At 66.4% G+C, this 20,772-nt stretch carries 16 protein-coding genes; 9 read left to right on the forward strand and 7 right to left on the reverse strand.

Features of this window, described 5'->3' with window-relative positions; genetic code table 11:
* Positions 1-58: 58 nt before the first annotated feature.
* Together ACOGJC_RS08935 and ACOGJC_RS08940 are read right to left on the reverse strand one after the other, a co-directional pair.
* The gene (locus ACOGJC_RS08935) at positions 59-1,285 is read right to left on the reverse strand and encodes a cytochrome P450 (RefSeq protein ID WP_419848156.1); all 1,227 of its coding nucleotides are present in this window, start codon (positions 1,283-1,285) and stop codon (positions 59-61) included.
* Complete coding sequence (locus tag ACOGJC_RS08940) at positions 1,282-3,561, reverse strand: xanthine dehydrogenase family protein molybdopterin-binding subunit (protein ID WP_419848157.1); 2,280 nt, start codon at positions 3,559-3,561, stop codon at positions 1,282-1,284. The genes ACOGJC_RS08935 and ACOGJC_RS08940 overlap by 4 nt, the downstream gene beginning before the upstream one ends.
* A 57-nt stretch (positions 3,562-3,618) precedes the next feature.
* Between ACOGJC_RS08940 and ACOGJC_RS08945 the strand changes: the two genes are divergently transcribed.
* Positions 3,619-4,233, forward strand: a complete 615-nt coding sequence (locus ACOGJC_RS08945; RefSeq protein ID WP_419848158.1) for a cysteine hydrolase — start codon at positions 3,619-3,621, stop codon at positions 4,231-4,233.
* 1 nt (position 4,234) lies between these two features.
* Here ACOGJC_RS08945 and ACOGJC_RS08950 read toward each other — a convergent pair whose 3' ends face one another.
* The 3 genes from ACOGJC_RS08950 to ACOGJC_RS08960 are packed head-to-tail and all read right to left on the reverse strand — an operon-like array spanning position 4,235 to position 6,790.
* Complete coding sequence (locus ACOGJC_RS08950; RefSeq protein ID WP_419848159.1) at positions 4,235-4,609, reverse strand: c-type cytochrome; 375 nt, start codon at positions 4,607-4,609, stop codon at positions 4,235-4,237.
* Complete coding sequence (locus ACOGJC_RS08955; protein ID WP_419848160.1) at positions 4,606-5,820, reverse strand: cytochrome P450; 1,215 nt, start codon at positions 5,818-5,820, stop codon at positions 4,606-4,608. Before ACOGJC_RS08955 ends, ACOGJC_RS08950 begins: the two co-directional genes overlap by 4 nt.
* 28 nt (positions 5,821-5,848) lie before the next feature.
* Entirely contained in the window at positions 5,849-6,790 is a 942-nt protein-coding gene (locus ACOGJC_RS08960) for an NAD-dependent epimerase/dehydratase family protein (RefSeq protein WP_419848161.1), read from the reverse strand.
* 77 nt (positions 6,791-6,867) lie between these two features.
* Here ACOGJC_RS08960 and ACOGJC_RS08965 point away from each other — a divergent pair, with 77 nt between their 5' ends.
* Genes ACOGJC_RS08965 through ACOGJC_RS08980 form a run of 4 tightly spaced genes read left to right on the forward strand, consistent with a single transcriptional unit; the run spans position 6,868 to position 10,137 of the window.
* Positions 6,868-7,755 (forward strand): TauD/TfdA dioxygenase family protein, encoded by an 888-nt coding sequence (locus tag ACOGJC_RS08965; RefSeq protein ID WP_419848162.1) that lies wholly within the window; start codon positions 6,868-6,870, stop codon positions 7,753-7,755.
* Between the two features lie 41 nt (positions 7,756-7,796).
* Positions 7,797-8,894 carry a zinc-binding dehydrogenase gene (locus tag ACOGJC_RS08970; protein WP_419848163.1) on the forward strand — a complete coding sequence of 366 codons (1,098 nt, stop codon included), beginning with the start codon at positions 7,797-7,799 and terminating at the stop codon, positions 8,892-8,894.
* A gap of 24 nt (positions 8,895-8,918) precedes the next feature.
* Complete coding sequence (locus ACOGJC_RS08975) at positions 8,919-9,695, forward strand: enoyl-CoA hydratase/isomerase family protein (RefSeq protein ID WP_419848164.1); 777 nt, start codon at positions 8,919-8,921, stop codon at positions 9,693-9,695.
* 4 nt (positions 9,696-9,699) lie between these two features.
* Positions 9,700-10,137 carry an SH3 domain-containing protein gene (locus ACOGJC_RS08980; RefSeq protein WP_419848165.1) on the forward strand — a complete coding sequence of 146 codons (438 nt, stop codon included), beginning with the start codon at positions 9,700-9,702 and terminating at the stop codon, positions 10,135-10,137.
* Positions 10,138-10,144: 7 nt separating this feature from the next.
* Here ACOGJC_RS08980 and ACOGJC_RS08985 read toward each other — a convergent pair whose 3' ends face one another.
* Entirely contained in the window at positions 10,145-11,335 is a 1,191-nt protein-coding gene (locus tag ACOGJC_RS08985) for an LLM class flavin-dependent oxidoreductase (protein ID WP_419848166.1), read from the reverse strand.
* A 68-nt stretch (positions 11,336-11,403) separates the two neighbouring features.
* Between ACOGJC_RS08985 and ACOGJC_RS08990 the strand changes: the two genes are divergently transcribed.
* On the forward strand, positions 11,404-12,939 hold the full coding sequence (locus ACOGJC_RS08990) for an acetyl-CoA acetyltransferase (protein ID WP_419848167.1): 1,536 nt from the start codon (positions 11,404-11,406) through the stop codon (positions 12,937-12,939).
* A 25-nt stretch (positions 12,940-12,964) separates the two neighbouring features.
* Here the strand turns inward: ACOGJC_RS08990 and msrA are convergent, their stop codons facing one another.
* Positions 12,965-13,618: a peptide-methionine (S)-S-oxide reductase MsrA gene (gene msrA / locus ACOGJC_RS08995; protein ID WP_419848168.1), complete on the reverse strand. Its 654-nt coding sequence runs from the start codon at positions 13,616-13,618 to the stop codon at positions 12,965-12,967.
* A 64-nt stretch (positions 13,619-13,682) separates the two neighbouring features.
* On the opposite strand from msrA, the gene ACOGJC_RS09000 reads away from it, so the two are divergent.
* From ACOGJC_RS09000 to fusA, 3 genes are all read left to right on the forward strand, one after another.
* A complete protein-coding gene (locus ACOGJC_RS09000; protein WP_419848169.1) occupies positions 13,683-16,016 on the forward strand; it encodes a xanthine dehydrogenase family protein molybdopterin-binding subunit in 2,334 nt (777 codons plus the stop codon).
* 15 nt (positions 16,017-16,031) lie between these two features.
* Positions 16,032-18,638: a PPC domain-containing protein gene (locus ACOGJC_RS09005; protein WP_419848170.1), complete on the forward strand. Its 2,607-nt coding sequence runs from the start codon at positions 16,032-16,034 to the stop codon at positions 18,636-18,638.
* A gap of 89 nt (positions 18,639-18,727) precedes the next feature.
* Positions 18,728-20,764 carry an elongation factor G gene (fusA, locus tag ACOGJC_RS09010; protein WP_419848171.1) on the forward strand — a complete coding sequence of 679 codons (2,037 nt, stop codon included), beginning with the start codon at positions 18,728-18,730 and terminating at the stop codon, positions 20,762-20,764.
* Positions 20,765-20,772 lie beyond the last annotated feature (8 nt).

A 20,772-nucleotide genomic window follows, 5' to 3' on the forward strand; every position in this document is an offset into this window, starting at 1 on the left:
TGTCTGGTGGGGTTGGGGTACACCACCGGCTGTGGCCTCGGCTTCCCAGGCCAGGCCGCTAGTTCCAGCGGACGTGGAGGTGTTCGTGGCCGTGGAGCACCAGGGTGGGGCGATAGACGGGAGCAGGCTTGGCAGTGTCGAGCTCCAGGGTGGGGAACCGCTGGACCAAGGCGTCAAGGGCGGCAATCGCCTCGGCTCGGGCCAGCGATGAGCCCAAGCAGTAGTAGGCCCCAAGGCCGAAGCCGTTGTGCTGGCTGGCGTCGCGGTTGAGGTCCAGTCGGTCGGGTTCGGGGAACGCCTCGGGGTCGCGGTTGCACGCCCCCAGCATCACCACACACAGGTCGCCCTCGGGGAAGGTCTGACCGGCCACCTCCACGTCGGCGGCCAATACCCGGTGGTTGATTTGCACCGAGCTGTCGTAGCGCAGGAGCTCTTCGAAGCCGTCGTCGATCATCTCGGGCGTGGCCTGCAAGCGATCAAGCTCAGCCCGATTCTCCAACAGCGCCTTGGTGGCGTTGCCGATGATGTCGGCGGTGGTTTCGTGGCCCGCTTGCAACAGGATTATGCAGGTCGGGACGATCTCATGGTCGGTGAGCGGACCTCGTTCGTCTTCCACCGTGACCAGCTTGGTCATCAGGTCATCGCCCGGGTTGGCCCGGCGCTCTGTGGCCAACGCGGTGAAGTACTCGGTGAACCCCCGGACCGCCTTTTCTCCGTTGGCGATCATCTCGTCGCTGAGATGGGCGATGTCGCCCCGGCGGGCGAAGTCCCACATCCACTGCTCGATGTCGGGAATGTCGCTGCGGGGGATGCCCAGCATCTCGCAGATCACGTGTACTGGCAGCGGGTAGGCGAACTGGCTCACCACGTCCATGCCGCCGTCGTCGGCTACCGCGTCCAGCAGCCCGGTCACCACGTCGTCGATGGTCGGCTTGATCTTCTCCACTGCTCGGGGGGTGAACACCCGGGCCACCATGGAGCGGATGCGCTGGTGGTCGGGCGGGTCGAGCCACAGCAGCATCCGCTTCATCATGTCGTAGTACTCGGTGCCCCCCGCTCCCACGTTGTACATCTCGGTGGTGCGTCGGTCGCTGATGGCCTTGGGGTTGCGCAGGAGCTGATCGGCATCGGAGTGGCGGGTGAACACCCATGCCTCGTGCAGGATCGGGTTGTGGGTCTTGTGGATCGGGGCAGCCTCCCGCAGCGCGTGGTAGTGCGGGTAGAGGTTCCCTCGGGTTTCCGGGTTGATGATGTCGGCGATGATCTGCTCAGGGTCGGCGCTCATAGTGAAGGCCACGCTATAGCGGCAGGAGGATCCCCCGCCGACTGGATGGCTGCCCAGACTCGATCGGGGGTGAGGGGCAGGTCGATGTGGTGGATTCCGAGATCGCTGAGGGCGTCGATGACCGCGTTCTGCACTGCCGGGGTGGCGCCGATGGTGGCGGCCTCGCCGATGCCCTTCACCCCCAGGGGGTTGAGGTGGGTGGGGGTGATGGTGCTGTCGACGGTGAAGTCGCAGAACTCGGCGGCTGAGGGCATGGCGTAGTCGGCTAGGCCGGTGGTCAGCGGGTTGCCGGCGTCGTCGTACACCACGTGCTCGTACAGCGCCTGGCCGATGCCCGAGGCCACCCCGCCGTGCTGCTGGCCGGCCACGATCAGGGGGTTGAGCAGGTTGCCGGCGTCGTCCACTGCCACAAAGTGCCGCGGGGTAACCATCCCGGTCTCGGTGTCCACCTCCACCACGCAGATGTGGGTGCCGAAGGGGAATGTGGGTCCATCGGTGGTGTGATCCAATTCGGCCCGCAGCGGTTCTTCGGACGCTTCGACCACGTCAGCCCAGCTCACCGATGCCGAGGGCACCCCGACCACCCCGAGGCGGCCTTCATCGGTGACCACGATGTCGTCAGCGCTGGCCTCCAGCAGATCTGCCGCCCGCTGCCGGGCGATGTCCAGCACCTCCATAGAGGCGGCATGAATGGCGCTGCCGCCGAGCTGGGCGCTGCGCGATCCGCCGGTGCCGCCTCCCCGGGCGACCCGTGCGGTATCGGACTGCACGAAGGAGATCCTGTCCATGTCGATGCCCAGCCGGTCGGCCACGATCATGGTGAACGCGGTCTCGTGGCCCTGGCCGTGCGAGGAGGTGCCCACCGCCACCGTGGCCGACCCGTCGGGATGAACCTCCACCACCGCGTGCTCCTCTTGGCCGGTCGGTGCGGTTACCTCCACATAGCACGACAAACCGATGCCCAGTCTCTTGGGGTCGCCGGCGGCTCGACGAGCAGCCTGCTCGGCCCGAAGATCGTGGTAGCCGACCAGTTCGCAGGCCCGGTCGAGGGCCTTCTCGTACTCGCCGGTGTCGTAGGCCCCGCCGGTGGGAGTCACCAGCGGGAAGTCTTCGGGGGCCAAGAAGTTGCGGCGGCGGAATTCCACCGGGTCAATGCCCAGTTCGGCCGCGGCCAGGTCGGCCATGCGCTCGATGGTGAGGGTGGCCTGGGGCCGGCCCGCCCCCCGGAACGCCCCCAACGGCGCCCGATTGGTGGCCGCCAAGCCGTAGTCGAACTGCACCTTCTCAATGCCGTAGACCCCCGACGCCATGACCCGGGTAATGCCGGGGAGAATGCCGCCCAGACCAGGAAAAGCCCCAGCGTCCACCAGCGCAATCACCTCCAGCGAAACCATTCGGCCGTCGTCGGCCACACCGACGCGGGCGTAGTGGACCTGATCACGGGCCTGCATGGAGATGAGGTTCTCGGCCCGGGTCTCCGTCCACACCACCGGACGACCCAGTTGCCGGGCCGCCGCGGCCACTGCCACATGCTCGACTCGCCACCCGCCCTTGGCCCCGAAGCCGCCGCCCACCCATGGGGCAATCACCCGCACCTCGTCGGGGTCCAACCCCAACGACTCGGCGATGCCCCCTCGAGTGGGGTGGGCACCCTGGGTGGAAACCCACAAGGTGAGCTGCTCTCCGGTGGGATCAGCCAGCACCGCGTCGGTTTCCATCGGCACCACCGCCATCCGGTTGTGGATGATGCGGCCGGTGACAATCCGATCGGCTTTATCGTGCAAGCCCTCCACCGGGTCGAAGGCCCTGAACATCGAGTCCGAGCCCCGCTCCGGGAACAGCACCGCCTCGCCGCTGGTCACCGCGGCCTCGGCGTCCATCGATACCGGAAGCGACTGGTAGTCGACCATGATCTCATCGGCGGCGTCTTGGGCGGCCGCCAAGGTCTCGGCCACCACCAGGGCCACCGGCTCGCCCACAAAGCGAACCCGATCGCCGGCCAGCGGCCCCCGTGCGAAGTGGGGGTCGAGGGGAAAGCGGGGCTTGACCTGCTCCACTCCAATGGTGTCGGCGGTGTACACCGCGACTATGCCGGGGAGGTCGGCTGATGCTCCTAGGTCGATCTCCCCGATCAAAGCGTGGGCTACCGGCGAACGCACGAAATAAGCGGTCAGCAGTCCGTCGGGCCGCAAGTCCCCCGTGTATTGCCCCTCGCCGGTAAGCAGAGTCCCGTCCTCCCGGCGGATAACTTCAGTCCCCAATATCGACCCAGCCATAGGGTGGTCATTATGGATGGCGCACTGTCGGAACCCGGAATGGGAGGGTGAATTGGAATGGAACTGCGTGAGGTAGTCGATCCGGCAACGACGGCTTTGGTGCTTCAGGAGTGCCAGAACGGGGTGATTGGGGAACTGTCGGCCCTGCCCGCTCTGGCTGAGGCGGCCAAGGAGGGGCTGATCCCGAATGTGGCGGCGCTGGCTGACGCTGCTCGGGCCACGGGAGTGCGGGTAGTCCACTGCACGGCCCAGCATCGGGTTGACGGGTGGGGCGGCAATAGCAATGCCCGCTTGTTCCGGGCCATGCCCAAGATGCCGGTGCAGTTGCACGTTGGCACCCCGGCAGTGGAGGTGGTGCCCGAGATCGGGGTGGCCGACGCCGACATCGTGTTGCCTCGCCACCACGGGTTGTCACCATTCGAGGGCACCGAGCTCGACTCGCTGCTGCGCAACGAGGGCATCCGCACCATCGTGGCCGTGGGGGTGTCGGTGAACGTCGCCATCATCAACCTGACCTTCGATGCGGTCAACGCCGGCTATGTGGTGGTGATCCCCCGCGACGCCGTGGCCGGCACCCCGCCCGACTATGTGGACGCGGTGTTCGAGCACACCCTCGGCATCGTCGCCACCGTCACCACCACTGCCGATGTGGTGGATGCCTGGACGGGCTAGGTCAGCCCAAACCGCCTCGGACGTAGGCCACAACGCCGGCAATTTCCTCGTCTCTGAGCTTGGAGCCGAACTCGGGCATCTCGCCGAGCCCGTCGCGCACCAGCGCTTCCATCGCCACGGCTGAGGCGTACTTATTCAGTACCTTGCCGGGGCGAATGTCGGGTCCGACGATGCCGCTGCCATCGACGCCGTGACACCCGACGCAGCGGGTCAGATACACGTTCTTGCCCAAAGTGAACGACTCGGCCGACAGCGGGGCGTCGGATGATTCCGCAGGGACCGAATCGCTACAGCCAGCCGCAGCGACCAGCATCAGCAGACCGCCCGCCAGCAGGACGCCGAACGCCCTTCGCCAACGGGAAACGGACAGGGTCAAGCTCCCACCGGGCCGCTGGGGGTGAACGTCACCGGCATGGCCTCGGGGCCGACGATGAAGTTGGACGCCCGCCACGGCAGCGGCTCGTCGTTGGCCAGCTGGATGTCGGGCATCCTCTCGGCCAGCCGCTGGAACATGATCTTGAGCTCCAGGCGGGCCAAAGACGCCCCCAGGCAGAAGTGCGTCCCCCATCCGAAGGCCAGGTGCTGGTTGGGGTCGCGTTCCAGGTCGAATTTGAACGGGTCGTCGAACACCCGATCGTCCCGGTTGGCCGACGGGTAGAACAGGATGATCTGGTCCCCCTCGCCGATGGTCTCGCCGTGCATCTCCACATCCCGGGTGGCGCTGCGGGACATGTTCTTGATGGGGGTCACCCAGCGCAGCAACTCCTCCACCGCTCGCTCCATCCAGGCATCGTCGGCCGCCCGCTGGTTGAACAGCGCCTTCTGGTCGGGGTGCTCCATCAGCGCCAGCATCCCCCCGCTGATCACGTGGCGGGACGTCTCGTCGCCCCCGATCAAGATCAGCAGCCCCTCCTGATACAGCGACTCGTCGTCGAGCCTGTCGCCGTCCACTTCGGCATGGCACAACACGCTCACCAGATCCGACTGAGGCGGGCGGGCCCGGCGGTCGGCGATCACTCCCATCAGGAACTCCCGAAAGGCCACGCCGGCCATGATCCCCTTCTCGAGCGCCTCCTGGTCGGTCTCGGTGGTGGCCCGCATCATGTCGTCGGACCACTCCAGCAGGTCGTCGTAGCTGTCTCGGGGAAAGCCCAGCATGTCGCCGATCAGGATCAGCGGCAAAGGGGCGGCGATGTCCCAAATGAAGTCGCATTCGCCCCGCTCGCACACCTTGTCCAAGATCTCGTCGCAGATTGCGATGACGTCGGGGGTGTGATCCCGCACCCGCTTGGGGGTGAAGCCCCGGTTCACCAGTTTGCGGCGCTGCTTGTGCTCGGGGTCGTCCATGGAGATCATCATCGGCAGCGAGTTCCCGTGGGGCCGGGGGCTGCGGTAGGACGAGAACGTCTTGGGATCCTTCTCGATGGCCAAGATGTCGTGGTATCGGGAGATGCCCCACACGTCGCTGTTGGCGTCGTAGTACACCGGGGCGTGCTCCCGCATCCAGGTCCACGCCTCGTGGGGCTCGTGCTGGAACCAGAACCCGTCCATGAAGTTGACCCCGTCGAGGGTGGGGTGATTGGGCATTGCTCCCCCTTGTGCTCGTACTGCCGGACTAACCCTCGCCCATGAGCCGGGCGATCATTCGGCTGCCATGCTCTGGATCCCAGGCCGCGACCATGTCGTCGATCCCGTCCTCCCATGACACCATGCACGGCCCGGTCATCGAGATGCGCTTGGCGCTGTCGTAGGCCCGGCTGTGGGTGCCCACCGGGTAGTACTCGAAATTGGGCTCCACGCCAACCTGCTCGGCCATTCGACGGCACATGTCCTCGATGCTGACGTTCACGTCGCCACCCCAGTTGACGATGGTGGCCGGCACGGTGGCCCCCTCCAAGAACGCCTCGGCGTGGGCGCACATATCTTTTTCGTGGACCGGGGAGAACATGTTGGGCTCCGAGTCTTTGAGGGGCACCGGCATGCCGTTGGTCATCATGGCCAACAAGATGGCGGGCAGCCCCCCGTTTTGGCCGTAGGCCACGTTGATGCGGCCGATCACGGTAGGCAGGTCATAGAGCCGGCACATGGTGCGGGCCACCGCCTCGGCGGCCATCTTGGTCACCCCGTAGGTCTCCGAATAGGGCTGTTCGCTGTCGCCCAGCGGATCGCCCTCGGCGTAGACGTAGGTGTGGTCGTCGTTGTTCTTGTAGGCGGCCGCGGTGGACGCGTGCAGAAAGCCCTTGGCGTTGCGGCAATGGGCCATCAACAGGCCGGTGGCCTCAGCGTTCTGGGTGAGGGCGAAATCGTAGTCAGGCGAAGCCGCCATGAACGCGGCCATGTGGATCACATAGTCGAAGTCATCGGGCAATCCGTTCAACTCGCCGGAGGCCAGATCGGCCTTATGGGGAATGGCTCCGGCCTCCTCCACCTGCTCCCTGGATCCCGGCTGGCTGAACCGGGCCAAGCCCCATACCTCGTTGTCTTGGGCGAAGTGTCGGGTCATGGGCAGGGCGATCTGCCCTGCGGTCCCGGTGATCAGAATCTTCTGGCCTTCCATCGTCGTACCTCCTCGATCTTTGCTCTCCCTGTACTAGCACGGCGAGCCTGCGGCGTTGACATGATAGGGATAGAGACATGATTCGCACCGAGCCCCTCGACGCGCCACTGGGTTCGCTGGCCTCGGGCTGGGACCCTGGGGCACCGCTGTCCGACGACGATCTGGCGACGCTGCGCCAAGCGTTGGCCGACCGGCTGGTGGTGGTGCTGCGGGGTCAGCGGGAGTGCGACGCCGAGGAGTTGGCCGCCCTGGCCCATCAACTGGGCGAGCCGTTTCCTGCCGACGAGCTCTACAACATCCCCACCGAAACACCCGAGGTGCTGGCCGTGTCCAACGAGCTCAACGACGACGGGCACGAGATCGGCACGGCGGGAAGCGGCCCTTTGCCGTGGCACACCGACTACGCCTTCTTGGACACCATCGCCCGGGAGTCGCTGCTCAACGCCCAGCGGGTCCCGTCCGACGGCGGGGCCGACACCTCGTTCTGCGACATGTACACCGCCTACGAGACCCTGCCCGACCACTTGAGCCAGAAGCTGGCGGGACGGACCGGCCGGTACACCATCACGTCGGAGAACAACACCCGGCTGCGCCAAAACCACCACGACGAAGACCCGGCCGCGGCCGCCGCCCGCCGGATGCAGGCCAACCCCGACATCATCTATCCCGGCTCGGGCGAAGTGGTCGAGCACCCGGTGGAGATGCCCCACCCCGACACCGGAAGGGTGGCGCTGTACGTCTCGTCGTTCTCCTGCGGCTTTGGCGGTATCGACGATCCCGAGGAGGCCTTCGCCCTCACCCAAGCGGCCATGGACCACGCCATCGTGCCCGAGCGCACCTACACCCACCGCTGGCGCCAAGGCGACGTGGTGATCTTCGACACCGTGGGCACCGTCCACCGCCGCGAGATGCCCCACAACCCCGGCCCCCGCTCTCTGCGCCAACTCTCAATCAAGTACCCCTGAACGACCCACTGTCCTAGGCAGCCCCTCGTTAGTCTGGCGCTATGCCAACCCCAGCTCGCGTCGCCGTCGTTCCCCAGGAAATGGGCCAGCCCCTGCGCATCGAGTCCGTGGAGTTGCCCGATCCCGGGCCCACCGACGTGGTGGTGCGGCAATTCGCCAGCGGGGTGTGCCACAGCCAACTCCACGAGATCCACACCCCCCGGGCCAGCGACGTGGTGCTGGGCCACGAATCCACCGGCGAGGTGGTGGCGGTGGGCAGCGAGGTGAGCCACGTTGCCCCCGGCGACCGGGTGTTCGTGACCTGGCTGCCCCGAAGCACCCAGCCCCCCGACCGCCGGCCAGCCATGGCCCAGGTCACCCAGGACGACGGCACCCTGGCCACCAGCCTGGGGGTGTTCACCTGGGCCGACCACACCATCGCCGATGAGATGTTCATCGTGCCCATGCCCGATGACGCGCCCACCGATGTGACCGCCATCATCGGGTGCGCGGTGATGACCGGCGCCGGCGCGGTGATGAACACTGCCGGAGTCACCGCCGGATCGTCGGTGGCGGTGTTCGGGGTGGGCGGCGTGGGCCTCTCGGCTCTGGCCGCGGCCAAGGCGCTGGGGGCCGACCCCATCATCGCGGTGGACCTCTCCGAGGAGAAGCTGGACTTCGCCAAGCGCCACGGGGCCACCATCGGGGTCAACGCGTCCGAGTGCGACCCGGTGGACCGCATCCACGAGCTCACCCCCCGGGAGGGCCTCGACCTGATGGGCGCGCCCTGCTCAGGGGTGGACTTCGCCTTCGACTGCATCGGCGCGGAGGCAACCATCGCCCAAGTGGCACCGTCGCTGCGGAAGAAGCGCTGGGCCGCCGACGAGCGTGCAGTGGCAGTGCTGGTCGGGATACCCGTGGCTGTACCCACCATTGACATCGGCGATCTCCTGATGCACGAAAAGCACCTGACCGGAAGCATCGGCGGCACCAGCCACCCCGAGCGGGACTTCCCCATCTACATGGACTGGTACCGCCGAGGCGACCTCGACCTCGACAGTCTGGTCACCCAGCGGTTTGCCCTCGACGAGATCAACGAGGCGGTCGATGCCCTGGAGAACGGGCGGATCGCAGGCCGGTCCATTCTGGTATTCGACTGAATTCAGAGCAGACAGGAGCCCGCCATGACCGACACCGTGCTGTATGAGCTCTCTGGCCATGTGGCCACCATCACCCTCAACCGCCCCAAGTCGCTCAACGCCATCAACGGCGAGCTGCGCCAAGACCTGAACGCAACCTGGGACCGGTTTCGGGGCGACAACGACGCCTGGGTGGCCATCATCACCGGAGCGGGCCGGGCCTTCTGTGCGGGCGCCGACATGCGCGACGGAGAAGGATCGGTAGGCGTGTTCGAGGGCACGTTCTGGGAGAAGCCCACCATTAATTCTTTCGAGTCGGGCTTGGAGCTGTTCAAGCCGACCATCGCCGCGGTAAACGGCCACTGCCTGGGTTACGGGCTCACCGGCGCGCTGGCCTGCGATTTCCTCATCGCCAGCGACCAGGCCACGTTCGGCTTCCCCGAGGTGCGCCTGGGCGTGCCCACCATCGTGGGCGCCATCCGGCTGCCCCGGCGGGTGGAATGGGCCGACGCTATGGAGCTGCTGTTGACCGGCGAGCGGATCGACGCCGAGCGGGCCCGGGAGATGGGGTTGGTGTGGCGGGTAGTGCCCCACGACGATCTGATGGACGAGGCTCAAGCCTTGGCTGAACGACTGGTGGCCTCAGCGCCGCTGGCCGTGCGGGCCACCAAGGAAGTGGCCGCTCGCACCCGTACCATGTCGTGGGTGGAGGCAGTGCGGTTCGGCGAGACCATGCGAATAGTGGCCGGGGACACCGAAGACGCCGTCGAAGGAATGGCCGCCGCCGCCGAGGGCCGCCCACCCGACTGGCAGGCCCGCTAACTCCATGGGCGTACGGGCCATTGTCTTTTGCGTGGCGGTGGCCGGCTTGGCCTTCGTGGCTCTATCCCTGGCCGGTCTGGTGTCCACCTGGGGCTTCGACTGGGTGACCATCGAGTCGGAAGAGCCTGAGCCCGAATCCACTCCCGAACCCACCCCCACGCCCACCGAGGCACCCCCGCCCGCGCCCGTGGTGGCCGAACTGGAAATCGACCCCCGCTACCCTCCCGACACCCAATGGAGGGTGTTCGACGTGCCCTCGGCCCTCAACGTGCGAGCCGGGCCCAGCACGGCCCACGAGGTGTTGGGAACAGCCAGTTTGGATTCCACCGTCACCCTCACCGGCCAGGTGGTGGAGTCGCCCACCAGCGGCATCTGGGTGCAGGTCCACGCCAATACCGTCTCCGGTTGGGTTTTCGCCGCCTATCTGACTCCCGCGGGCTAAATCAGGGTCAAGAAGTCCCCAGGGACTCCACGACCGGAATCTCATCATCGGCCAGGGGGGCCATCGGGGTGCGGCGGGCCAGGGCAGCCTCGATGTGGGGGGCGAGGCGGGCGGCTTTGGCCGCTTCCCGCTCGTCTTCGCCCTCCTTCAGGGCGGGCATCACCTCTTTGGCGAACATCTCCAGCGACTGGCAGATGTGGTCGTGGCGGTTGCGGCCCGACTGCTGGATGAACATCACCTGGTCTACCCCGACGTCGGCATAGCCCTGGAGCTGGCGGGTGACCTGGTCGGGGGTTCCAATACCCAGCGTCTCCCCCAGACCCTCGAATGACTCCCTGGATTCTTGGAAGTTGTCCCACACGTTGGTCCGACCCGGTTGGTGCTGGCCGATCACGTAGTAGTGCAAGAGGCCGTGACCGAAGAAGTGGAATCCTTCGAGGCCCCGGCGCTCGGCCTCGTCTCGGTCGTGGTGCATCGACAACCCCACCACCATGGCGATGTTGGCGTTGACGGTGTGGCCGATGGGCACGCACTCCTCAGACAGAATCCGGTAGTAGTCCTCGACCCAAAGGGCGGCCTCGTCGGGGTCCACGAAGGCGAATGTCAGAGCCCCCATGCCCAGTCGGGCGGCCAGTTTGATGGTCTCCCGGTTTGAGCACGCCACCCACAGGGGCGGGTGGGGCTTTTGCGCCGGCTTGGGCACCACATTGCGGCACGGCATGGAGAAGTACTCGCCCTCAAACCCCGGGTAGGGCTCCATGACCATCATGTTGCAGCACTGCTCGGTGGCCTCGGCCCACGCCGGGCGCTTGTCGGCGTGGGCGATGTTGAACCCGCCTAATTCCACCGCGGCCGACGACTCGCCGGTGCCGAAGTCCACCCGGCCGTTGGAAATGAGGTCCAAGGTGGCGATGCGCTCGGCCACCCGGGCCGGGTGGTTGTACTTGGGGGGCATCTGCACGATGCCGTGGCCCAGCCGGATCCGCTCGGTGCGCTGGCTGGCCGCGGCCAAGAACACCTCGGGCGCCGACGAGTGGGAATACTCCTCCAAGAAATGGTGCTCCACCTCCCAGGCGTAGTCGTACCCGAGTCGGTCGGCCAGCTCCACTTGTTCGAGGGCCTCGTGCAGCAGCCGCTGCTCGTCGCCGGGCTGCCATGGCCTCGGCAGCTGGTGCTCATAGAAAACGCCGAACTTCACGCTCCAGAGCCTACGCAGCTTGGCCTCGATCAGCAGATCGAAGGCACTTCTGTCATAGCATCGCCGCGGTGAGCAGCGACCGGGCACCCGTGTTTGTGGGTGTGGCCCAGTACGTCGGGCGAGAGACCGACCCGACGGCCGCACCCGACCCAGTGACCATGATGGCCGATGTGGCCACTCGGGCGGCCTACGACTGCGGCGTGGGCCAACCCCTGTTCGCCCAAGTGGACACTTACTTGCAGATTCCGTTGGCCTATTGGACTCCGGTAAACGGCGCCGGGCTGGTGGCCGAGCGGCTGGGCATCGACCGCCGAGCCCAAGTGCAACACACCGGTGGGGGTGGGGAGATCGGCGTGCTGGCGGCCAATCACCTGGCCACGGAGATCATGGCCGGTCGCACCGAGGTAGCGGTGATGGCCGGCGGGCAGATTTGGAAGACGTTCGAGCGGGCCAAAGCAGCCAACGTGGAGTTGGACTGGCCCTCTGGCGGCAATCCCAATGGGGCAGATGACCGGTTTGGTGACACGACAAAGCCCATGGTGTCGGAGATCGAGGAGCGCCATGGCCTTACCCGGCCTATCCAGGCCTACCCCTTGTTCGAGAACGCCCTGCGAGCCGCCCAGGGAATGACTCTGGCCGAGCACGCTCAGCGGCTGGGCGAGATGATGACCGAGTTCACCGCGGTGGCCGCGGCCAACCCCTACGCCTGGTTCCCCACCGAGCGCAGCGCCGAAGAGCTGTCGACCCCCACCCCCGAGAACCGCATGATCGGCTTCCCCTACACCAAGTACCTGAACGCGGTCTTGAACACCGACCAAGCTGGGGCCTATGTGATGACCTCGGTGGCCAAAGCCCGGGAGCTGGGAATCCCCGAGGACCGCTGGGTGTATTGGTGGGGCGGCCACAACGCCGCCGAGGAGGCCTGGTTCGCCAGCACCCGGCCCAACTTCGCCGAGTGCCCGTCGATGAAGGACTCCTCGGTGGGCGCGTTGAGCCAGGCCGGGGTGGGCGTGGATGACATCGCCCTGTTCGACTTCTACTCCTGTTTCCCCGTAGCGGTGCGCATGGCCTGCGCCATGTTGGGCATCGACGAGCTGGACCCCCGCCCGTTCACCGTCACCGGAGGCCTGCCCTACGCTGGCGGCCCCGGCTCGGCCTACAACATGAACTCGATAGCCGCCATGGTCGAGCAGTTGCGCGAAGACGACCGCTCGGTCGGAATGGTCACCGGCAACGGCTTCTTTATGACCAAGCACGCCGCTGCGGTGCTGTCGGCCCGGCCCAAGCAAGGCGGCTGGGACCACCCCGACGGCCCACCCCCATCGGCCGCCATGGACACCGCCCCCGCCATTCCCGACGATTCGGCCACCGGTCAGGGCCGCATCGAGGCCTACACCGTCATGCATGACCGCGACGGCCAGCCCACCACGGGCTACATCTGCGGCCGCCTCAACGGAAACGGCAACGAAGGCAAGCGCTTCTTGGCCAACACCCCCGAAGACCCCGACCTGCTCAAAGACCTGCTCGCCTCCGAAGCCGTAGGCCGCCCCGGCGACGTGCATCTGGACAACGCCACCAACCGCAGCGTCTTCACCCCGATCTGAGTCAGAAACGGACGTTGCTCAACGGTCAGTCGGTCACTAGGCCGACGGGGCAGGTGACGCCGGTGCCGCCTAGGCCGCAGTAGCCGTTGGGGACTTTGGCCAGGTACTGCTGGTGGTAGTCCTCGGCGTAGTAGAAGGGCGGGGCGGCAATGATCTCGGTGGTGATCTCGCCGTAGCCAGCGTCCCGCAGACGAGCGCCGAACATGTCACGGGATGCCTCGGCGGCCACCTTCTGGTCATCGTCGAAGTAGTAGATGCCCGAGCGGTACTGGGTGCCGACGTCGTTGCCTTGGCGCATGCCCTGGGTCGGGTCGTGGTTCTCCCAGAACAGCGCCAGCATCTGCTCGTAGCTAGTGGCTTCGGGATCGAACACGGCCAGCACCACCTCGTTGTGGCCGGTGAGGCCGGAGCACACCTCCTGGTAGGAGGGGTTGGGGGTGAAGCCCGCGGCGTAGCCCACCGCGGTAGTGAACACACCGGGCGCCTGCCAAAACACCCGCTCGGCTCCCCAGAAACAGCCCATCCCAACCATGATCTGCCCCATGCCGTGCGGGAACGGCGGCTTCAGCGGGTTTCCGTTCACAAAGTGGAACTCCGGCACCGGCATCTCGAACTCTCGGCCGGGCAGCGCGTCAGCAGGCTCCACCATCATCGTCTTTTTCATCCCGAACAATGCCATGCCTCGAAGTGTAGAGGCTGTCGACCTCATCCCCACCGGGCCACATCCGCGAGACTGTCGAGCCATGGCTGCCCGTTTGACAGGCCAGAGCGTCGACCGAGTCGAGGGGCCCCGTTTGCTGCGGGGCGAAGGCCGATTCACCGGCAACATCCGCCACCCCGATCTTCTCCACACCGCCTTCGTCCGCAGCACCATGGCCCATGCCGACATACTCAGCATCGACACCGCCGAGGCCAAGGCCATCCCCGGCGTGGTCGCCGTGTTCTCCAACGACGACTTCACCGGGGTGGTGAACCCCATCAACATCGTCGGGCCCCCCGAGCTCTTGGGCAGCCCGTTCACCGCCCTGGCATCCGGCAAAGTCCGCACCGTGGGCGAGCCCATCGCCATCGTGGTCGCCCGTTCCCGTCAGGCCGCGGCTGACGGGGCCGCTTCAGTGGCGGTGGAGTACGAGTCTCTGCCCGCGGTGGTGGACATGCACGACGCCTCGGCACCCGATGCCCCGCTGCTGTTCGAAGAACTGGGCACCAACGTGGTGTACGAAACGGCCCAGTCGTGGGGCGACGACATCGACCAGACCTTTGCCGACGCCGACCATGTGTTCACCCGCACCTTCACCCAGCACCGCTTTGGCCACGCCCCGCTGGAGGGCCGGGTGATGGTGGCGTCTTACACCCCCTCAGACGGGCGGCTGGAAATCGAGATCGCCACCAAGCGCCCCCACGCGGTGAAGCTGAATCTCGCCGGTCTCCTCAGCATTCCCTTTCAAAACATCCGGGTGCGCACCGGCGACATCGGCGGCGCCTTCGGCTCCAAGGGCCAAGTCGGGCGGGAAGACATCTCGGTGGCTGCCGCAGCCAAGATGCTGGGGGCCACGGTCCAGTGGACCGAGGATCGAACTGAGAACCTCCAGATGGCCGGCCACGCCCGCGAAGAGGACCTGACCGTCGAGGTGGCGGTCAAAAGCGACGGCACTCTCTTGGGCATCCGAGCCGACATGGTCATGGACCAGGGGGCCTATCCCATGCCGCCCTATCCGTCGTCGCTGTTCTGCAACCTGGTGAAGATGCTGATTCCCAACGCCTACCGGCTGGAGGCCTACGCCTTTCGGGGCCGGGTGGTAGCTACCAACAAATGCAGCTACATCGCGTACCGAGGGCCGTGGGCCGCAGAGACCTGGGTGCGGGAGCGGATGCTGGACGAGATTGCCGCCGCCCTCGGGATCGACCGGGTGGAGATCCGCCGCCGCAACCTCATCGATGAGGACCAGCCCACCAAAATGATCACTGGCCCCACTGTGTCGGGCATCACCGCCCGCCAGACATTGGATCGAGCGGTAGAACTGATGGGCCTGAACGGCTTCTCCGCCCAGCAGGCCGCGGCCCGGGCCGAAGGACGGCTGCTGGGTCTGGGGTTCGCCACATTCATCGAGATCGCCCCCGGACCACCCGATTTCGCCCAGTCGGCCGGCTTCGACCTGCGGGGCGAGCTGACTTGGGCTCGGTTGGAGCCCACCGGCGATCTGACCATCGCCAGCTGTCAGTCGCCCCACGGCCAGGGCCATGAGACCACCATTGCCCAAGTGGCGGCCGACGAGCTGGGGGTGAGCCTCGACCGGGTGCGAATTGTCTTCGGCGACACCGATTCCACCCCGTTCACTGTCTTGGGCACCGGTGGCAGCCGGGCCTCGATGATGGGGGCCGGTGCAGCCATGGCCGCGGCCGCCGAGGTCAAGGCCAAAGTGCTGGCCATCGCCGCCGAGCAGCTGGAGGCCAACCCCGCCGACTTGGAGATCGCCGACGGAAATATCTCAGTGCGGGGCACACCGGGCCACGGCGTCCCCCTAGCTGCTATCGCCCAGCAAGCCTGGTTCGCGCCTTCGTCGCTACCCCAGGGCATGGACCAGGGGATCGAGGTGACGGTGGAGTACCGCACACCGCCGGGCGGATGGGCATCGGCCACCCACTGCTGCTGGGTGGAGATCGATCCCGACACCGGGGAGATCACCATCCCCCGCTATCTGGTGGTCGAAGACTGCGGGGAGATGATCCATCCGGCCATCGTGGACGGTCAGATCCAGGGTGGGGTGGCCCAAGGCATCGCCGCTGTGCTGTTCGAACGCCACTTCTACGACGAAGACGGCAACTTGCTCACCGCTTCACTTGCCGATTATCTGGTGCCCTCGGCCGCCGAGATGCCGGTCATCGAGGTGGAGCACCTCAAAGTCGAGCCGCTGCATGACGCCGACTGGCGGGGGGTGGGAGAGGGCGGCCTCATCGGCGCTCCCGCCGCGGTAACCAACGCCGTGGCCGACGCCGTCCGCCACTTGGGGATCAGCATCGACGAGCAGTATCTTCCACCCCGGCGGATGCGTGAACTGCTGGCTAATGTCGGCTGAAACAGGAGATCGACTATGAAGCTGATTGCGGATAAGAGGTTTGGCCTGCGCTCGACGGCTTTTTCGTGGCTGGTTGTTGTGCTGATTGCCAGTGCGTTGGCCATTGCCGGAGGGGGTGCAGCAACCGCCCAAGAGCCGGTGACGATCCAAGAGGAAGTGACGACTCAAGGCGAAACCGGGCGAAGCTGTGAGACGGTCGATCTCGGGGCGCTGGACAACACCCCGGGCAGTAAGTTGACCGCCAGCGGTCGCTGGACCACCGAGGACTGCGATTCGCGCTTCCGCAGCAACAGCGACGCCCACACCTATCGGTTCGAGATCGCCGCCATTGGGCGAATCAGGATCGACTTGACGTCACCCGAAGCCGATGCGTACCTCTACCTGCTCGACAGTGACGGCAACCGGATTACCGAGAACGATGACGGTGGCGTGGGAGCTCTCGACGCACGCATCGAACGGGAGCTCCAAGCGGGTGTTTATTTGATCGAGGCCACGACCACTGCGGGCCGGGCCCGGGGACCGGCTGACTTCGAGGTCGAGGTCACGCAGGTCGACACCTGCGAACCCCAGATTCTGGGCGCATTGACGCCCGACCAAGGCATTGGGGTGAGGGGATTCTGGACACCCGAATCATGTCAGTCGATTTTCCTTACCGGACACCCCTCTCAGTACTTCGTCTTCGCCCTGCCTCAGGGCGCAAGGGTGCGGGTTGACCTGACATCGGAGATTGGTGATCCGGTACTCATCGTCGCCCCCATCGTCGCCCTGCGGGCGGTGGTTCCCGGCCAGGTTGCCCACAACGATGATGCCGGCGGCACCCGCAACTCCCGCATAGAGCAGTACTTACCGGCGGATGTGTACGGAATCGAGGCGACCACCTTCCGGACCCGAGACCTGCAAGGGCCTCTGATCGATTTCACCCTGACCCTCACCATTGTGGAAGAGGAGGCGCATCAACGCAGCCCCTTGCTCAAGATCGAGGAGATCGACATCCCCACCGAGGTGGTGGCCGGTGATCCCCTCCCCATCAACTTCCGCATCGGCAACGTGGGCGGCGACGAGTTTCCCGATCCGGCCAGCAGCGCTGTCTTGTATGCCATCGGCCCCCGGGTATTCGACCGCACTGCACCGGTGTTCGCTCGACACTGGCCCGCTGGTGTCGCCTACCACACCAATGAGGCAACGGCGAGCGCGACCAGCACGGCCACGCCACAGGTGACCCCGCACTCGGTGACATTCAATCGAGCCGGTCCCACGTGGGTGTTCACCGCTGTCATCACGTTCGACGGCAACGACGACGAACTCGGATTCCATGGTCTCTGGCACGACCTAACAGTGCTCAGCAGCCCGACATATGGGCCGGTCTCGGTGGAGGTCGACGGTGAGACCTACTCAGTTTCGGCAGAAGCTGACGGACAAGGTGATGTGACCACCACAGTGGCCTCGGTTGCCGACCCAGCGGCGGAAATCGATGCGGCCATACAGGAGAAGGCCCAGTACGCCGCCGGTGTGCGCACTCAGTTGCTCGACGGCATCTTCGACCGGCCAGCGATCGCCGGGCTGCCCGAGTCGGCAGAGCCGACTGAGGTCGCCGTGGAGGGTCCCTCGTCGAGCGCGCTTCTCAAGACGGCCGCGCCACGGTATGCCGCGCTGATCCGACAATCGGGACTGCTTGACACGCTGGCCTCAGGCGAGGCGATCAGCCCGGTAGCCGTCGAAAATCTGGTGCTCACGCTGGCCGATGGGGGATCAGGGACCTACGCGTTTCTGGCCGATTCTTGGCGCGCGCTTTCTGAGCGAATCGACAGCGGCGGTGTCTTGTCATTCGACGAGGCAACAGCCGTTCAGTCTCAACTGGCCTACGTCGAGCATGTCATCGCCCCAGTGATATCGGCCGGCAAGATCGTGACCGCAGCCCGTGCCGCCGAACTGGGCTGGGATGATCCTGAAGTCCAAGCAATGCTCTCGACGCAGCCGAGCTGCGACACCGGCGACGATCCGCTACGCGAGCCACTGGAACTTGCCGGCCTCGAAGACGCCGACTCGCTGATTGCCCTCGATACCGAATTGAGAGCCGCCCTGTTTGCCTACATCGCTGCGATCGACGGCGCGCTCTGCGCGGTGCCGAACGTCGATGCCGCCAACTCCCGGTTCCTGGAGCGCCTGGGCCTCGACCACAGTGAGCAGCTCCTGGCGCTGATCGAACCCGAGTCGCTTCCCGAGCCCGAGCCGGAGCCGGAACCCGAGCCGCCCCACCAGCTGCGCATCGCGGCCCGGCTGGACGATGACGGCCGCATCGAACATGGCGTAGATCTCGTCAGCGGCCTCCAGATCCTGCCGCCTCGGCGTCATTTGCCCGCCGACGCCCCGGTCGATGTCTGGCACTCCAGCGGATCCGTCGAGTTGGACGAAAGCCCAATTGGCGAGATCCGCGCCCGACGCCTGGCCGATGGCCGAGTCGAGTTGGCCTTCCGCACTCCCGACGGTGAGACCATCACCCCCGACATCGCCTACCTCCCCGCCGCTCTCGACGAAGGCGTCTGGTACCGCAGCAGCCTGATCGAAGTGCCGCGGCCCCCAGAGCCGGAATCGGAGGAAGACTCCGCTGGCGAAGACGAGTAGCCGCCTCCCCATAGGAACCAACCCGCAGTTGGCGGGTAGGCTCAGCGGCCTACTGCTGAACGAACCCAGAATCCATTAGGGGGATATCGATGGCTCTCGCACCGGAGAAGATCCGCAACGTCGCGCTGGTGGGGTCGCAAGGATCAGGAAAGACCACGCTGGCTGAGGCGATGCTGTACCGGGCCGGGGTCATCGACCGCACAGGCCGGGTGGAAGAAGGCACCACAGTGTGCGACTTCAGCCCCGAGGAGAAGACTGCCACCCATAGCCAGTCGCTGGCCCTGGCCAGCTTCGAATGGCACGGCCACAAGATCAACCTGCTCGACACCCCCGGCGCCCCCGACTACGCCGGCGAACTGCACGCTGCCCTCCAGGTAGCCGACCTGCTGGTGTTCGTGATCGACGCTTCCAGCGGAGTGGACCATCGCACCACCGCCATCTGGCGCCAGGCGGCCGATGCCGGCCTGCCCCGCATCGTGTTTGTAAACAAGCTCGACCGGGAGCACGCCAGCTTCGACAACGTGCTCTCCGAGTTACAAGACGCCTTTGGCGCCGGAGTGGCCCCCTTGGAGCTGCCCATCGGTACCGGCCCGAGCTTTCACGGCATCGCCGATCTGCTCACCGACAAGGCCTACATCTACGACAGCGGCGCGGCTGAGGAAGCCGAGATCCCCGCGGAGATGGAGGAGCAAGAGGCCGAGGTCCACGAGCAGCTCGTAGAAAACATCGTGGTGGCCGACGACGACATGTTGGAGCAGTACTTCGAAGGCAACATCCCCAGCCCGGCCGAGCTCGAGGTGGTGCTCGGACGGGGCGTGGCCGACGGCTCGGTGTTTCCAGTGGTATGCGGCTCGGCTACCGGTCCCATCGCGGTGGACCGCCTGGCCAACTTCCTAGTGGAGATCGGCCCGCCCCCCACCTCCCGGGCCATGACCGTCACCATGAGCGACATCGACACCGAGCCGGCTTGCGACCCCGGCGGCGACCAGCTCGCTTGCGTGTTCAAGACCATCAGCGACGACTACGTGGGCCAGATCTCGCTGTTCCGGGTGCTCTCGGGCACCATCCGCCGCGACGACAACCTCACCAACTCCACGACCGGCGACAGCGAGCGGCTGCGAGGTCTGGTCAGCCTGGTGGGCGGCAAGCAACAAGACATCGATGCCATCTCCGCCGGTGATATCGGCGGGGTCACCAAGCTCCAGCAGACCCGCACCTGCGACACCCTGACCAACGCCGGCCGAGCCATCGTTCAGCTCGAGGCCTGGCCCGAGCCGGTGCTGGCCTACGGGCTGCTGCCCAAGACTCGGGCCGCCGAGGACAAGCTGGGCACCGGGTTGCGACGGCTCACCGATGAAGACCCGTCCCTGATCCTGGAGCGCAGCGAGGAGACCCACCAGACCCTGCTCTGGGGCTTGGGCGAGGCCCATCTGCGGCTGGCCATCGCCCGCCTCGACCGAATGGGCATCGAGGTGGAGACCGAGGACCTGCGGGTTCCCTACCGCCAGACGGTGACCGGCAACGGCGACGCCGAGGGCAAGCACAAGAAGCAGTCCGGCGGGCACGGCCAGTTCGGGGTGGCCTATGTGCGTATCGAGCCCATGCCCCGGGGCAGCGGATTCGAGTTTGTGGACGCCATCAGCGGCGGCGCCATCCCCCGGTCGTATATCCCCGCAGTGGAAGCCGGCATCCGCGACGCCATGGCCGACGGCGGCGATTTGGGTTTCCCCATCGTGGACGTCAAGGCCACGGTGTACGACGGCAAGCACCACTCGGTGGACTCGTCGGAGTTCAGCTTCAACATGGCCGGCAAGCTGGCGTTCAGCGCGGCCTTCGCCCAGGCCAATCCGGTGGTGCTGGAGCCCATGGCCCGGGTGGAGATCACCGTGGCCCCCGAATACCAGGGCGACGTGATGGGCGACCTCTCTTCCCGCCGGGGCCAGGTGCAGGGCACCGACGCCGGACCGTGGGGCGAGCAGGTAATCCATGCCATCGTCCCCGAGGCGGAACTGGTGCGCTACGCCATCGAGCTGCGGTCGCTCACCGGCGGCCGGGCCCGGTTCAAGGCCGAGCGGGTGGCCTACGAGATTCTGAGCGGGGCTCTCCCCGAGGCAGCCACCGCCTAAGTCGGTAC

It is taken from the genome of Candidatus Poriferisocius sp., assembly GCF_965204015.1.
Classification (GTDB): domain Bacteria; phylum Actinomycetota; class Acidimicrobiia; order Acidimicrobiales; family Bin134; genus Poriferisocius.